Source organism: Nocardioides sambongensis, assembly GCF_006494815.1.
GTDB classification, from domain to species: Bacteria; Actinomycetota; Actinomycetes; order Propionibacteriales; family Nocardioidaceae; genus Nocardioides; species Nocardioides sambongensis.
Map to the genome: position 1 here is coordinate 1,659,224 of NZ_CP041091.1, position 14,812 is coordinate 1,674,035.

Annotated in this window: 14 protein-coding genes; 11 read left to right on the forward strand and 3 right to left on the reverse strand. The window is 68.8% G+C overall.

Going from position 1 to position 14,812, the window contains the following annotated elements; all coding sequences use genetic code 11:
* Nucleotides 1–50: 50 nt before the first annotated feature.
* The gene (locus FIV43_RS07760; RefSeq protein WP_141013661.1) at nucleotides 51–839 is read right to left on the reverse strand and encodes a tyrosine-protein phosphatase; all 789 of its coding nucleotides are present in this window, start codon (nucleotides 837–839) and stop codon (nucleotides 51–53) included.
* A gap of 55 nt (nucleotides 840–894) precedes the next feature.
* Here FIV43_RS07760 and FIV43_RS07765 point away from each other — a divergent pair, with 55 nt between their 5' ends.
* From FIV43_RS07765 to FIV43_RS07780, 4 genes are all read left to right on the forward strand, one after another.
* Entirely contained in the window at nucleotides 895–1,647 is a 753-nt protein-coding gene (locus tag FIV43_RS07765; protein WP_181407714.1) for an SDR family NAD(P)-dependent oxidoreductase, read from the forward strand.
* A 488-nt stretch (nucleotides 1,648–2,135) separates the two neighbouring features.
* Complete coding sequence (locus FIV43_RS23750) at nucleotides 2,136–2,351, forward strand: hypothetical protein (protein WP_407938875.1); 216 nt, start codon at nucleotides 2,136–2,138, stop codon at nucleotides 2,349–2,351.
* 29 nt (nucleotides 2,352–2,380) lie between these two features.
* Nucleotides 2,381–2,605: a hypothetical protein gene (locus tag FIV43_RS07775; protein WP_141013663.1), complete on the forward strand. Its 225-nt coding sequence runs from the start codon at nucleotides 2,381–2,383 to the stop codon at nucleotides 2,603–2,605.
* Nucleotides 2,606–2,636: 31 nt separating this feature from the next.
* Complete coding sequence (locus FIV43_RS07780; RefSeq protein WP_141013664.1) at nucleotides 2,637–3,734, forward strand: IS630 family transposase; 1,098 nt, start codon at nucleotides 2,637–2,639, stop codon at nucleotides 3,732–3,734.
* A gap of 483 nt (nucleotides 3,735–4,217) precedes the next feature.
* On the opposite strand, the gene FIV43_RS07785 is transcribed toward FIV43_RS07780, so the two are convergent.
* Both FIV43_RS07785 and mobF read right to left on the reverse strand, forming a co-directional pair.
* A complete protein-coding gene (locus tag FIV43_RS07785; RefSeq protein WP_141012961.1) occupies nucleotides 4,218–4,571 on the reverse strand; it encodes a hypothetical protein in 354 nt (117 codons plus the stop codon).
* 99 nt (nucleotides 4,572–4,670) lie between these two features.
* Complete coding sequence (mobF, locus tag FIV43_RS07790) at nucleotides 4,671–8,399, reverse strand: MobF family relaxase (protein ID WP_231123820.1); 3,729 nt, start codon at nucleotides 8,397–8,399, stop codon at nucleotides 4,671–4,673.
* Between mobF and FIV43_RS07795 the strand changes: the two genes are divergently transcribed.
* Genes FIV43_RS07795 through FIV43_RS07825 form a run of 7 tightly spaced genes read left to right on the forward strand, consistent with a single transcriptional unit; the run spans nucleotide 8,354 to nucleotide 14,799 of the window.
* Complete coding sequence (locus FIV43_RS07795) at nucleotides 8,354–9,112, forward strand: hypothetical protein (protein ID WP_231123821.1); 759 nt, start codon at nucleotides 8,354–8,356, stop codon at nucleotides 9,110–9,112. The two genes, mobF and FIV43_RS07795, sit on opposite strands and share 46 nt — an antisense overlap.
* Complete coding sequence (locus FIV43_RS07800) at nucleotides 9,097–10,056, forward strand: hypothetical protein (RefSeq protein ID WP_141013665.1); 960 nt, start codon at nucleotides 9,097–9,099, stop codon at nucleotides 10,054–10,056. The genes FIV43_RS07795 and FIV43_RS07800 overlap by 16 nt, the downstream gene beginning before the upstream one ends.
* A gap of 28 nt (nucleotides 10,057–10,084) precedes the next feature.
* The gene (locus tag FIV43_RS07805) at nucleotides 10,085–10,759 is read left to right on the forward strand and encodes an SAF domain-containing protein (protein ID WP_141013666.1); all 675 of its coding nucleotides are present in this window, start codon (nucleotides 10,085–10,087) and stop codon (nucleotides 10,757–10,759) included.
* Entirely contained in the window at nucleotides 10,759–11,532 is a 774-nt protein-coding gene (locus FIV43_RS07810) for a P-loop NTPase family protein (RefSeq protein WP_141013667.1), read from the forward strand. The genes FIV43_RS07805 and FIV43_RS07810 overlap by 1 nt, the downstream gene beginning before the upstream one ends.
* Entirely contained in the window at nucleotides 11,529–13,040 is a 1,512-nt protein-coding gene (locus FIV43_RS07815) for a CpaF family protein (protein ID WP_141013668.1), read from the forward strand. Before FIV43_RS07810 ends, FIV43_RS07815 begins: the two co-directional genes overlap by 4 nt.
* A complete protein-coding gene (locus FIV43_RS07820; RefSeq protein ID WP_141013669.1) occupies nucleotides 13,037–13,900 on the forward strand; it encodes a type II secretion system F family protein in 864 nt (287 codons plus the stop codon). Before FIV43_RS07815 ends, FIV43_RS07820 begins: the two co-directional genes overlap by 4 nt.
* A complete protein-coding gene (locus FIV43_RS07825) occupies nucleotides 13,897–14,799 on the forward strand; it encodes a type II secretion system F family protein (RefSeq protein ID WP_141013670.1) in 903 nt (300 codons plus the stop codon). The genes FIV43_RS07820 and FIV43_RS07825 overlap by 4 nt, the downstream gene beginning before the upstream one ends.
* Nucleotides 14,800–14,812 lie beyond the last annotated feature (13 nt).

The following is a 14,812-nucleotide window of genomic DNA, read 5'->3' on the forward strand; positions in this document are numbered from 1 at the left end:
CCGAGATTAGAATGGTCTGACCGTTTGCACAAGAGGGCGCGCCGGGCTGTTCAGTCCTCCAGCATCGCTGCGCGGAACGCGTCGAACTCCTCCCCCGGGACGCCGCGCGCCAGGAGCCACGCCTGCGCCCCGCCCTGCTGCCCCAGCCAATCGAGCAGCAGGGCGACGTGCTCGGGCCGAGGCGCCTGGTCCAGGATCGTGCTGTCGGCCAGCATCTCGGCGTACAGCGCCATCGCGCGAAGGCGCGTGATCACCGGCTCGACGCTGTCGGCCGACAGCATGTAGTCGGCCACGATGTCCTCGACGGAAACTCCGAGGACGGATAACAACAGGGCCGCCACCACACCCGTGCGGTCCTTGCCGGCCGCGCAGTGGAAGAGCACGGCATGCCCCTCCGGACGCATCACCTCACGCACCGCACCCACGACAGTCTCGGGCTTGCCGGTGAGGTAGGACGTGTAGCGCGCGTGCCAAGAGTCCTCCCGTCCAGCAGTCAGCGGCCAACGGCGATAGGCGATGCCGCGCGCGCGCCAGTCGACACACTCCACTTCAGATTCATTGCCGCGACGCAGGTCCACGACCGAGACGATCCCGAGTTGACCGGCAGGGTCCGCGTGTGATTCGACGAACGCCGGGTAGTCACTGCGGTAGATCCTTCCGGTGCGGACTCGCTGACCGCCCGCTGTCACCAGCCCACCGAGATCACGCAGGTTGTGCGCTCTCGGATAGTCGTGGATCCGGACTCGCTCGGCGGGCGACAGGGAGTTCATGGCGCAACGATGCCCCAGCGCGCCGGCCGCAGCTCGGTGACGGTCGGCGCGCAAGATGTCGATGTCCACATCCACGCGGTCGGCCCGACGCGCGGCGGGACCGATCGCGACCTACCTTCGGACAATGGCCCTAGAGCTCGAGAACAAGATCGCCATCATCACCGGCGCAGGAGGCGGCATCGGCAGTGCAACCGCGCGACGGTTCGCCCAAGAGGGAGCATCCTTGATCCTCGTCGACCGGGACGAAGGACCTCTCCGTGCGATTGCCGACGAGATCGGCGGCGACGCACGCGCTCTTGATCTGCGAGACGAAACTGCCATCGACGCGCTCGTCGACTCGGTCGTCGCCGACCACGGTCGGATCGACGTCGTGGTCAACATCGCCGGCGTGTTCGTCGGGTCCGAGGGCCGCGTCGAGGACAGCACCCGCAAGACGTGGGACCTGACCCTCGACGTCAACCTGCGCGCCAGCACCCACCTGACAGCGCGCGCGCTCCCCCACTTGGCCGCGTCCGGATCAGGTGCGGTGGTGATGACGTCGTCTACACAGGCTCGTGCCGCCGACGAGGCCTGGGCGTCGTACGGCGTGGCCAAGGCGGGCGTCGAGGCGCTCACCCGCTACGTCGCAACGCAGTACGGCCCGCAGGGCGTGCGGTGCAACTGCGTCGCCCCCGGGGTCACTGCGACACCGCGCGCCCTCGAACGGTTCCCCGAAGACCGAGCGACCGCGGTCCGGAACAACACCCCGCTGCGCCGCTTCGGCCGCCCCGAGGAACTGGCCGATGCCTACCTCTTCCTGGCCTCCGCGCGTTCCTCCTTCATCACCGGGCAAGTGCTTCCAGTCGACGGCGGAATGCTCGTCCATCTACCATCCTGATGCTGCCTGAGCGGGTCGGCCTCGACCGCTGACACGACCAACGGACGGGAGTTGGTCGGATGACATCTGGTCGACGCCCGGCCGGGCGTTGCGGCAACTGCAGCCGGCGTACCGCGCGGTCGCCGTTGCTGGCTCCGCGACCTGCTGGTCGGGTCCGGCCTCTGGGCCCTGACCTGGCCGCCGGCGCCGTCAACCGCAACGAGTACCTCGTGCCGTCGGTGCTTGTGCTGGGGGCCTTCACCGTGCCGTCGCGTCGGTCGCCTTCGCTCTCGACCTGGTCGATCCGAAGAGCCTCGACGGATTGACCGTGCTCACAGGCTTCCTGGACGGCGCCATGATCGGCCTCCTGACCGCAGCCATGTTCGGTTCTCCCTGCTTCCCGAAGCCCACTCCAGCCTCGGCGTCGCGACGATCGAGGAGCTCGTCAAGCGATCCTCATCGTCCTCCTCGCCCGCCACGTGGCGACGCGAGAGCCCAGCGTCCGGGTCGTGCTCGGCGCGGTCGTCGGCGCCGGGTTCACGGCGTTCGAGAGCATGGGCTACGCGTTCAACGGCCCTGGTGGACGGCAGCGACAAGCCCCTCCTGGCCGCCGCAACCGTCACCATCGCCCGCGCATGCATCGCACCCCTGGCCCACATCACCTGGTCAGCCATCCTTCGGCGGAGCGCTCTTCGCCTCCGCGACCCGGACCGGCCGCTACCTGACCGCGCCCGTAGTGCTCACTTGGGCCGGCGTGGCGGCCCTGCACCTAATGTGGGACATCGCCGCACCAATCGCGATCGTGGTCAACGAGGGCACGGACGGCATGGGCTGGGACTGGAGCCTGCCCCTGCCCACGACCTGGGTGCCCCTCCCCGACGTCCGCGACGCTGCCGTCTTCGTGGCGGTCTACGGGGTGCAGTTCATCGACATAGTCGCCATCAGCAACGTGGTGGCTAGTGTCGCGCGTCGTATGTAGTTAGATGGTTCGTGATCTGAAATCATGCGGTATGGCGAATCGTGCTGCTCCGGCTTTGGTCCTACGTGATGGTGATCGGGAAGAGCTCGAGCAGAGGACTCGATCGGACCGGTTCGGAGCCGCGGCCGCGAAGCGGGCGCGGATCGTGTTGCTCGCGGCCGATGGCGAGGCGAACACGAGGATCGCGGAGCTCACCGACGCGACAGTGACGACGGTGCTGAACTGGCGCGGTCGCTACGAGGAGCGTGGGATTGCCGGCTTGGCGAACGCACCCAAGCCCGGCCGCCCGCGCGAGCTCGACCACCGAGCGATCGTGGCCGAGACGTTGAAGCCGCCGCCGAAAAAGCTCGGCGTGACGCACTGGTCGAGCAGCCTGCTTGCAGCCAGGATCAAGGTCAGCGCCTCGACGATCCAGCGGGCCTGGCGCTCGTACGGGATCAAGCCGTGGAAGGCCGAGTCGTTCCGGTTCTCCACCGACCCCGAACTGGTCGGGAAGGTCACCGACATCTGCGGCTTGTACCTGGCCCCGCCGGAGAACGCGATCGTGTTGTGCGTCGATGAGAAGTCCCAGATCCAGGCGCTGGACCGAACCGTGCCGATACTGCCCATGCAAGAGGGCCGGATCGAACGCAGGTCGCACGACTACTATCGCCACGGCACCTCGACGCTGTTCGCCGCTCTCGACATCGCCACCGGACAGGTCGCCGCGGCGCTCAAGAAGCGACACCGCCACCAAGAGTTCCTGGCGTTCCTGCGCCAGATCGAGCGGACCTACCGCCACGTGGTCGACGCCGACGGCGTCCCGGTGGAGTTGCATCTGGTGATGGACAACTACGCCGCGCACAAGCACGCGAACGTCCGCGCCTGGCTGGCCGAGCACCCGCGGTTCGTCGTGCACTTCACCCCAACCCACGCCTCGTGGATGAACCTCGTCGAGGTCTGGTTCGGCATCGTCGAGCGACAAGCCATCCGCCGCGGCGTCTTCAAGTCCGTCAAGGACCTCAACGCCAAGATCCGCGCCTTCATCGACAGCTGGAACGACCGCTCCCACCCGTTCGTCTGGACCAAGACAGCTGACCAGATCCTCGCAAAGGCCAACCGTCCAACTACTTCAAATGCGCGCCACTAGGCCGCTCATGGCGCCACAATGTTGGCCACGGCAATTGACCCGCCCGCGAGTCCGGATCGACCGGCCAGACCGACCGCGGGACGAGCCGCGGGAGACGGTCCAGCACCGGTTTACTGTGCCCATACTGTGCCCAAGATTTTCACTCTTTGCCGTTGGTGACCGTTCTCTGAAATCGCATAACCGCAGGTCAGACCGCACTTGCCACCAACTACCGTCAATGGCATCCCCGCGGGAATCTTGCCCGGCTTACAGGCCAGCCCGTCCACAAAACCACTTCTGACCTGCGGGTTCTCACTTTTCTGTTGAGTGTAGTCCGCACACAGTCCGCAAGAAAAGTCGCTACGGTCGTCACCGACTGCGGCCAACCAGCCACGGCAGTCGGCACCGAGCGAGTCGCGACGGCGACGTGCCCCACCCGCACGCAGCGGGCGTCGGCGCTGGGTCATCGCCGAAGAGGGAGAGATCGTCAGACACGGGGCAATCCTACGAAGCGGGCAGCGCGACCCGGTGACGTGCGCCCGCGGCCCGCCGCGCAGCGACGGAGATCCTACGGAGACCGACGGCCAGGGCAAGGCATCCGACCTTGAGCGTGTCCCATGCGAGAACGAGCACGACCAGGTTGAGCCAACCAGGGGCACCGGCCGCGATGGACCCAGCGATGACGTGCATCAGCACCAGCAGCACGGCGGCGAACGCCAACAGCGCCAAGACCATGCGAAACGTCGGGAACGCCGTGCGGACTCGACGCGCGAGCACGTTCGTGGGCGCGTAGAACTGCAGGTAGCGATGGACCGCCGCGACGGCGACGAGGACGGGCAACGCGATCAAGATCAGCACAGGTCCCTCCAGGTGGTCGAGACCTTCTCGATACGCCGCGCCACCCATTGCGCGGAGGACGTCCCATGTCCCTTGTGGACAACAACACCCCGCGGCCGCCTATGGAACCGGAATGGCTCGAGACTCCATCGACGGCGACGCAGCGGGGCGCTCGAACGCCGACCCAGCCCGACGGAGGGCGGCCAACACACGCTGACGATCCGCCCGTTGGGCGTCATTTTTGGTGCTGCCGCCCACCGGCGGATCAGCGATGATCTTGTAGCGGTCCCGGTATGCCGCGACCGTCGACACCGCATTGAGCCAGGCTTCGTCAGGACCCGGGCCACGCGGACGAGATCCGAGCCGCCGCGTCCACGCCTCATTGCTGGAGACTGCGTCGTTGGCGAGGGCGCGAGCACGCGACTCGATCAGCTCCTTCCGTTCGTCGATCGCCTCCCGGTCCTCAGCTGACATCGGGCCGAGCGGCTCGGGGATCAGGCCGGCGATCAGTCGTGGACGGAGCCGGCAGCCGCGCGGCGGAGTCGCTGCAAGCTTGTCGACTCGGTAGCGGAGCACCGCGGCGATGTCGTCGGCGTCCTCGAGACCGTGCCGCCCGACGACTCGAGGCAGAAGACGCTCAAGGTCGTGGTGGTATGCCTCGGCGCGACGAAGTGCCGCAGCGAGGGGGCCGAAGGCTGTCGACTCGACGACCGCGGCGTGCTGCCCGGCGGTCAGCCCGGAGCGGCTGAGCAGGTCGGCGAAGCGGTCGTGCTGAGCTTCGGCGGCAATCGTCTCGAGTTCGGCCGCGAGACGGTCGATGCCCCCGTGGAGCTCGTACTCGGCCTCGATCGTTTGGGTGGCCGACAGGTCGGCGCCACTGTGCTGCAGGACGCCATACAGAACCGTCCTGGCAGTGACGTCATCCGCCCCGGGGGTGGAGTGGCTGTCGTCGGGCTGATCGAGGGCGACGTACGCGATGTTGGACTCGCGGCCGCGGGTCATCGAGACGTAGAGGTTCTCGCGGGTCGTGGATGCGGTCACGACGACGTGCGCGGTGTCGACGGTGACGCCCTGGGCTCTATGCGCGGTGACGGCGAACCCGAGGTCGAGGTGTTCGGCAACATACTGCGGCGGCAGGACTGTTCGCCGGCCGTCGCCTCCGAGGCGCTTGACGACGACAGAGCTGTCCCGCCGTATGTCGGTGATCAGCCACCGGTCGCCGTTCTTCACCCACCCGCCTCGCGTGGTCCGGATCCGGCGGTCGTTCTGGCGCGTGATGACGACGTCGCCGACCGAGGCTCGGCAGCCGTCGATCAGGTCGACCTCGCGGTGGTCGACCGCACCCTCCAAGAGCAGCCGCTCGGCCCGGGCGCGTTCGTTGAGCAAGCGGACGTCGCGAGCCGACTCCGTCACGAGGATGCTGGCGCGCCCGGCGGCGCAGTCGGAGCGCCAGGCGCCGTATGCGGCGTCGACCATCTCCTCAGTGAGCCCTTCGCGGATCCGCTGGTGGCGGCCGTAAGTCGAGATGACCTGGACGTCTCCGCGGCTCAGCGCGAGTGAGGCTTCCTTCTCCCACTCGTTGGCGAACCGGTGGATCTCGTTCAACCGCGGAGCGTCCGTACGCCGATCGACCAGGAGTGCGAAGGCTCCGCCGACATCGACGGACTGAAGCTGGTGAGGGTCACCGACCAGCAGGACCTTGGCGCCCGCGCCAGCGGCGATTCCCGTGAGCCGATCGATCGTCACCGTGTCAGCCAGAGTCGCCTCGTCGACGATCACCAGCTGACCGCGGCGCAGTTCGGTTCGGCCGTGGTCGTACTCGTGAAGCCACTTCGAGGTGTTCTCGCAGGCGACGCCGAGGTCATCGGCCAGCGCCTGGGCTGCGGCGGCAGACGGCGCCAGGCCGACCACACTCCCCCGCCCGTGCTCGCTGACCCAGGCCGCGCGGAGCGCCCTCATCGTGGTGGTCTTCCCAGCCCCAGCGGGCCCGACCAACACGTCCACTTGGCGCCCTGAGCGACAGATGCTCTCAGCCGCACGCCGCTGCTCGTCAGTCAGCGGGACCGTGCCACCACCACCTGCTCGCCCCGCGGCCCTGGCTGCCACCGTTGGCGCAGTCACCTTCTCGGCGCGTGCCAACAATCGCGCCTCGGCCTCAAGCGCTGCGGTCGAGGAGTACTTCTCGCCATGCCGGGGTCGGAACCGGCTCGTGCCGTCCTCGCGCTGGAGCCTTGTCGGGGTGCTCGCGAGCTCCGGCGGCGTGAGGACTACTGAGCGTGCCTGGGCCGCGTCCACGATGAGGCCGGCGACGGCCTCGCGGTCGGTGGTGGTGGCGAACCGTAGGTCCATGGTCTGCTTCGCCGCCTCGGCCACCAGATTCCAATGCGTCCACACCGCCCGCTTCACCGACACCGCCGCGACCACGTCATCGGCGATCGTCTGGATCGCGGTCGGTGGGACGTCGTCCACCGTCAACGCATCGGGGTCGCGCCCGACCAGGGTCTGTGCCCACCTCGTGGGGTCGGTGCCCAACCGTTCGGCAGCCCGCTGACGCCACTCGGTGGTCAGGTCGGCGAGCGACCGGACCTCCTTCGCCGGACGCGTAGCCAGCGTGGCTTGCGCCCGCAACTCCACAATGGTTTTGGCTGAGGGTCGGCGTCCGTGGCGGGTGAGGTAGTCGGCGATGAGCTCGTCCTTTTTCACCTCGATCTCGCGCGTTCGGCTGGAGAACTCCGTGATCAGGTCATCGGTCACGCCGGTGATCTCCCACCGCGGGTTCCGATCCGGCCCCCTCTGCCGCAACTCCCACTCGATGCCGAGGTCGCGCGACAGCCGGTCCGCGAGCAGCGCGTCATATAGCGCCGACAACCCGGTGCGCGAGGCGAACACCGGACGGCCGTCCAGGCTGCGCCACCGACCATCCATCACGGTGCGGACCTTGTTCGCGACCACCACGTGCGTGTGGAGCTGCGGGTCCCCGGCGCGGGAGTCGAAATGGTCATACGCCACCGCCGCCACCCCGACCACGTCGACCTGGGCCACCGCACCATCGGAATCGGAGAAACCAGCACGGGTGGCGGCGACCTCACGCTCGAACACCCCGATCACATCCGCCACCGCGCCGTGGTGCGCGGCCACGATCCGCTCCTGCATCGCGGCGTCGGCCAGACCCCACAACACCGACACCGACTTCGGCACACTGAACGTCAGGTCAAACCCCGCCACCGCGTGCCGCATCCCTGTGGCGGTTTCCTCGGCCTCGATCCGGGCGGTCTCGGCTGCGCAGTCGTCTGCGGTCATGTCGGGGGTGAGGGCCGCGATCCGCGTGTCGATGCGGTCCGCGAGCCTCTTGTAGGCGGGATAGGCCCGGCCCAGTTGGTCGCCGGTGATCGGGTCCCGGCCCATCCCGATCAGCAGGGCGAGCTGTTCCTCCGTGACGCGCATCCCGGACTCGATCTGACCGTCCCCGAACAAACCGACACCCGACCCCATCCACCGGCCAGGTGGGGTACCGACTTCGGCGTAGTAGCGGGTGAGCGGCGTCGACAGCGCACGCTGCCCGTCGCCCGCGGCGACGCTGCGCAGCAGATACCGGTATCCACTGCCTGCGGACATCCGGCGCATCGACACGGTCATTGCCGTTTCCGTTCCACAGGGCTCAGGTGTGCGCCGTTCTCCACAGACCCCTCGATCTGCACCCCGTGTGAGCGCCGAGGGGAGGTAGGCAGAGGCATACGCAGGTGGTCGGAACCTGGCCTGGGGACGGCTGCGTACCTGGGTTGTCGGAAGGACGGTGATGTGTCGTGGCTGTGGAGAGGACGTTGCGGAAGTTGGTGATCGGTGACTCAATAGGCAGGTACGGCGCTCGGGGGCTGTTCTCGATCGTCGTTCGCGTCCCAACCTGGCCAGCCCGGTCGGAGAGGGAAGACTCGGGCATGACGAACGTACGACGACTGCTGATCTCGGCGACTGCAGCACTCCTGCTGGCCGCAGGCACCGGGTGCGCCGACGAGGGCGCGGCGGGCGATCCTGAGCCCTCAGCCGAGAGTTCGTCGACTGCAACGTCGAGCCCCGATGCCACGGAGTCGGCGACCAGCCCGACGGAGAGCGCGGCCGCGCAGGGGGAGCGTCTCGTCCGGGACTACTACGCCGTCCGGGACGAGTTGCGGCAGGACTCCGACGTACCGCTGTCGGAGCTCAAGACGGTGGCGACGAGCGGCGAACTCACGGCCCAGACCAAGTTCATCGAAGCCGAAAGAGAACAGGGACAGCACCAGGAGGGCGAGATCGCGCTCGCTGAGTTGGAGATCGAGTCGGTCAACCTCGACAACTCCGACCCCAAGGCAGGCAAGGTGCCGACCGTCCTGGTCAACGTCTGCTGGGACGTTCGAGACGCCGACGTGCTCGACCGTTCTGGCCAGTCCGTCATCAGCCCGGATCGTCCCGACGCCGGCTGGACCCAGTACACGGTGGCGAACTACCGGTGGAAGAAGGACCCCGAACACGGGTGGCGTGTCGCCACCAGCCGTGACCTGGAGAAGGCGCCGTGCGACCTCTCGTGACGCTGATCCTCGGTCTGGTCCTGATCGGCGCCAGCGTCGCCGGGAGCGCGCCGACAGCGAGCGCCGACACGACGTGCCAGGTCACCGACCCTCTGACCGGGAAGTGTGTGGTGTGGGTCCAGGTCCCAGCACCGGGCGGCAGCGGTGGAGACAGTCCGGTCGGCGACCTGCCGGACGACACGGGTTCCGGCGTCTCCTGCTATTGGGATCCCCGTAAGCAGGGCGTCGACCGGCCACCGGCCGGTCCGGTGCCGTGCACCTCGGCTGAGGGTTACTGGTCCAACGCCTACAACTGCTACGTCGAGCTCGCGAAGCCGCAACCGCCGGCGGGCGATCCGGCGTGGGAGGGTCACGAGCCGGGCGATGGTGCGGTCTACCACTGCTATCAGCCGCAGACCGGCATCCTGCTCTGGTTCTGGGCGCAGGACGCTCCGCCTGGAGCCGCAGCCGGGCCATCCCCGCGCGAGGTCGCGCAGATCGCGATCGACTCGATGAACCTTGAGGCGATCGACATCGGCATCGCACCCGAGCCCGGACCGGACAGCGTCGGACTCGTGGGCATGCCGGTGTGGATGTGGGCTGATCATCCCGACGAGCAGACCTTTGGCCCCAACACGGCGTCGGCGAGTGCAGGCGGCATCACGGTCACGGCAACGGCCAAGGTCGAGCAGGTCACCTGGTCGATGGGTGATGGCACCAAGGTCATCTGCGCTACGGCCGGGACGCCGTACGCGCCGAGGTTCGGCGCCCAGGACTCTCCCGATTGCGGGCACACGTATGCGCTCTCGAGCGCGCACAACCAAGGCGGTACCTACACCGTCACAGCGACCTCGGACTGGGTGGTCACCTGGTCCGGGGCGGGACAGACCGGCACGATCCGACTCGACGGGCTGGTCCGCTCGGTCGAGATCGCCGTCGGAGAAGCGCAGGTGCTCGGCCGATAGCGAGCACCACGGCGTGAGAGCGGCAGAGATGACGTACACACCCACGCGAGACGACAGGGCAACCGACCACGAGCCGAACCCCGCCGCCCGCCCGCTCCTGCCGCCACCCAAGCTGCGGCGCCGGCCTGCGCTCGTCGCGGCCGCGGTCCTCGCCATCTGCCTTGGCGCCTTGTTGGGAGCGTGGGCATGGACGACGACCACGAGCACCCAAGAGGTCCTGGCGGCGCGCGGCACGATCCCGCGCGGTGCGGTGATTTCGGCCGACGACCTTCAGCGCGTACGCGTGAACGCCGACCCTGCACTGACACCTGTCGCGGCGAGTGCCATCGATGAGGTCGTCGGCCAGCGCGCGGCGCTCGACATCGCCTCCGGCAGCCTGTTGACCTCGGACTCGACGGCCACTGACGTCCTGCCCTCTGAGGGCATGTCCGTGGTCGGAGTCGCGCTCACCGCGGCGCAGGTCCCCGGGGTGCAGCTCCAGAGCGGTGACCGTGTGCGGATCGTGGTCACCCCCGCCGGTGGCGAAGGTCCGCCGTCGGGTGCGCCCCAGACCAACGAGGCCGACGTGGTGGGAACCCATGTAGACGACCTCACCGGTGCGTTGGTGGTCGATCTGCTCGTGCCCCATGCGGACGCCGCTGTCCTGGCGGCACGCGTGGCGACCGGGAACGTCGCGTTGGTGCTCGATTCGGGTGCTGAGTGATGGCCGTCATCGCGCTCACCTCCGCTTCCGCTTCCCCGGGCGTCACCACGACGGCAGTCGGTCTGGCTCTGCTGTGGCCGCGGCCCGTGGTGCTGGTCGACGCCGACCCGACGGGCGCAGCCGGGGTGTTGGCCGGGTACCTTCGCGGCACCCTCGACACGCCCCGCGGTCTGATCGAGGTCGCCCTCTCCCCCGCCGACACGCGCGAAGCGCTACGCGAGGTGGTCGTGCCCTGGCCCGGTACGACGGTCTCGTTCGTCGCCGGACCGCGCTCCACTACCCAGGCGCCGGCACTGCGGGATCTGTGGGAACCACTCGCGGACGTGCTCGCTGAGTTCGACGAACAGGGCCAGGACGTCATCATCGATGCCGGCCGACTGGGCCTGCTCGGCTCTCCCCTCCCCCTGTTGGGCCGTGCCGATGTCACCGCGCTGCTCACGCGCACCACGCTGCCTGCGCTGGCGGCCGCACGCTCCCACGTCGACGCCGTACGACGGGACCGGGCGTGGTCGAACCCGGCGGTGGTCCTGGTCGGGGAAGGCGAGCCCTACCGCACACCCGACGTCAGCCGAGCCCTTGAGCTGCCGGTGATCGCCACCATCGCCGACGCCCCCGACCACGCCTCGGTGTTCTCGCGCGGCGTCGCGCCGGGCCGCGGGTTCGACACCGGCCCGCTCCTGCGATCGCTGCAGGCGACGATCGCGGGACTGCGGGCACAGGTCGGCCGCAGCCGTCTCGCACTGACCGCATTGACGGCGGAGGCGGCGCGATGAGGCTCGAGCAAGGTACGTGGGTCGACAGTGAGAAGTGGGGCGAGCCCACCGACCTTCGCCAGCTGCCGCTGTTCGCCAGAGAGGACCCTCGCCAACAGCCACCCGCAACCCCGAGAACTCTCGCGGAGGACCCGCGGGTCGAGTCCGCGACGACTGACGATGCGTTGGATTGGACGCTGGTCGCCGCCCTCCGAGCGCAGGCTTCGGAGCAGCTCAGCCAGGCCGTCGCCGCTGACCACGGCCGCCTCGACCGCACCGCCCAGCAAGAACTCGGCCGCTCGATCGTGCTGGACCTGGTCGAGACCGCGATGGCGGACTCGGTCAACGACGGGCACGGCACCTGGTCGGTCGCCGACCAGCAACGGCTGGCACGCGCGGTGTTCGATGCATTGTTCCGGCTCGGCCGACTCCAACCGCTGGTCGATGACGACCGTGTCGAGAACATCATCATCGCCGGGCACGACAAGGTGCGTCTCGAGCTCGTCGACGGCTCGGTGATCCCGGGTCCACCGGTGGCGGAGTCGGACGAGGAGCTCATCGACTTCCTCATCTTCCTCGCCTCGCGCAGTGAGGTGAACGCCCGTGGGTTCTCCGAGTCCCAGCCACGCCTTCATCTCCGGCTCGACGGCGGTGCCCGCCTCGCGGCCGCCGCCTGGGTGACGCCGCGGCCCTCGGTCGTCATCCGTCGACACCGGCTGATGCAGGTGAGCCTGGAGGACCTCGTACGACGCGACCTCCTCACCCCCGTCGCAGCCTCGTTCCTCCGAGCAGCCGTTCGCGCACGTCGCTCCATCGTCGTCTCCGGAAGCCAGGGAGCCGGGAAGACCACGCTGGTGCGAGCACTGTGCGCGGAGATCGACAGCCACGAAGCGCTCGGCACCTTCGAGACCGAGTACGAGCTGCACCTCGACCAGCTCGGCCACCACGAGATCATCCACGCCTGGGAGGCGCGCCCCGGCACCGGTGAACGAGGACCCGACGGACGCCAGGCCGGGGAGTTCACCCTCGACGAAGCCCTGGTCGACTCCTTCCGCTTCAACCTGTCGCGCCAGATCGTCGGCGAGGTCCGTGGCAAGGAGATCTGGGCCATGATCAAGGCGATGGAGTCCGGCACCGGCTCGATCTCCACCACCCACGCATCCGACGCCATCGCCGCCGTCCGCAAGCTCGTCACCTGCGCCATGGAGGCAGGCCCCCACGTCACCCACGGGCTCGCCACCAGCAAACTCGCTGCCACGGTCGACCTCATCGTCCACCTCGAGATGAGCACCACGCGCGAGGACAACGCATCCCAACGCCGGCGCCGAGTCTCCGAGATCGTCGCCCTCGAACCCGGCGAGCAGGAGACCGGGTTCGCCACTACCCACGTCTTCCGAGCCCTCGACGACGGTCCCGCGACACCCGGTGTGCTCCCCGACTCCTATCGCCAGCTCGCACGCCACGGTTTCGACCTCTCCGGCTACCTGACCGGACGGGGCGGAGAGGCCGGACAGGAGCGTGCGTCGTGATCCCGCTCATCCCGGCACTCGCGGGAGCACTCCTCGTCGCAGGACTGCTCGGTCTGGTCGCGGGTCTACGCCGCACACCCGTCGACGAAGGCACCCCACGACGCTCGACCCCGCGACGTGCGAGTTGGCGGTCCATGTCGCGTCGTACCCGCTTGATGCTGATCGGTGGCGTCGCCGGCGGCGTCCTCGCCTGGACCATCACCGGCATCCCCCTCGCGGTGGTCCTCGGCCCGATCGCCGCCGTCGGGATACCCGCGCTCCTCGCGCCGCCCAACGGCGCAGCCCGCATCGAACGGCTCGAAGCGATGGAGGAGTGGACACGTGCACTCTCCGGCGTGCTCACCGTCGGCGTCGGACTCGAACAAGCACTCATCGCCACCCTGCGCTCCTGCCCAGCACCCATCGCCACCGAGGTGACCACCCTCGTCGCGCGGATTCGGGCGCGCTGGTCGACCGAGGACGCGCTCCGCGCCTTCGCCGACGACCTCGACGACGCCACCGGCGATCTGATCGCCGCGAACCTGATCCTCGGCGCGCGGCGGCGCGGGTCCGGCCTCTCCAGCGTGCTGGAAGGGCTCGCCGAGTCGGTCTCGGCCGATGTGCGGGCACGCCGTCAGATCGAGGCCGACTGGGCCAAGCCACGAGCCACCGCACGGTGGGTGACGCTGATCAGCGCCTCGGTACTGGTGGTGCTCGCACTGTCCGGGTCCTACGTGGACCCCTACCGCGACCCGCTCGGACAGATCGTCCTGGTCCTTCTCCTGACCATGTACGTCGCCACGCTCGTCTGGATGCGCCGAATGGCAGCTGGGCGTCCTCTCCCCCGCTTCCTCCGCACTGCCGCTGAGGCAACGCCATGACCACCGGCCTCCAGCTCATGCTCCTCGCCGGCGGTCTCGTGGGCCTCGGCGTCGCGCTCCTGATCGTGCGACTGGCGCCGGCACAGCCCGACCTCGTCGATGCGCTGGCCAGGCTGGGGGCCTCCCATCAGACACCGATACGCCCGCCTGCTACCAAAGTTCACGGCAAGGAGCGCGTGGGCAGGTGGGCGATGCAGGTGCTGCCGCCCGGCCTGTGGTTCCGCACTCCCCATCGCGAGCTCGCCCTGCTCCGGATTCCGCTGGCCCACTTCTACGGCGACAAACTGACGTTCGCGGCGCTCGGGCTCCTCATCCCACCCCTGCTGGCGTGGTTCTTCGGCCTGCTCGGCCTGGGGTTCCCCTTCGTCGTACCGGCGTTCGGGTCGTTGGCGCTGGCCGCGGTCATGTTCTTCGTGCCCAACTACAACGCGATCGACGACGCCCGGCGAGCCCGCGTCGAGTTCAGCCGCGCGCTGAGCGCCTACATCGAGCTCGTTGCACTGGAACGCAACAACGGGTCCGGTGCACGCCAGGCGATGGAGGCCGCGGCAGCCAGCGGCGACTCCTGGGTCTTCACCCGCCTCAGCGAGGAACTCGCCCGATCGCGCTGGTCGGGCTTGCCGCCCTGGGACGCGCTCCACACGCTCGCGGACGAGCTCGGACTCCCCGAGCTCGACGACTTCGCCGACATCATGCGCCTCTCCGGGGAGGAAGGCGCCGGGGTCTACAACAGCCTGCGCGCCCGAGCGAGCGCGATGCGCACGGCCATGCTGACCGACGAGATCGCCGAAGCCAACGCTGTCGGCGAGCGCATGACGCTGCCCGGATCACTGCTCGGCGTGATCTTCATGGCGCTCCTCGTCGCGCCTTCGCTCCTCCGGATGTTCGGACACACCTGACCACCCACCAACT

Coding starts and splice junctions, on each gene's coding strand:
- FIV43_RS07765 (WP_181407714.1), top strand. CDS start 895: ATGGCCCTAGAGCTCGAGAACAAGATCGCCATCATCACCGGCGCAGGA.
- FIV43_RS07780 (WP_141013664.1), top strand. CDS start 2,637: ATGGCGAATCGTGCTGCTCCGGCTTTGGTCCTACGTGATGGTGATCGG.
- FIV43_RS07805 (WP_141013666.1), top strand. CDS start 10,085: ATGACGTACACACCCACGCGAGACGACAGGGCAACCGACCACGAGCCG.
- FIV43_RS07810 (WP_141013667.1), top strand. CDS start 10,759: ATGGCCGTCATCGCGCTCACCTCCGCTTCCGCTTCCCCGGGCGTCACC.
- FIV43_RS07815 (WP_141013668.1), top strand. CDS start 11,529: ATGAGGCTCGAGCAAGGTACGTGGGTCGACAGTGAGAAGTGGGGCGAG.
- FIV43_RS07825 (WP_141013670.1), top strand. CDS start 13,897: ATGACCACCGGCCTCCAGCTCATGCTCCTCGCCGGCGGTCTCGTGGGC.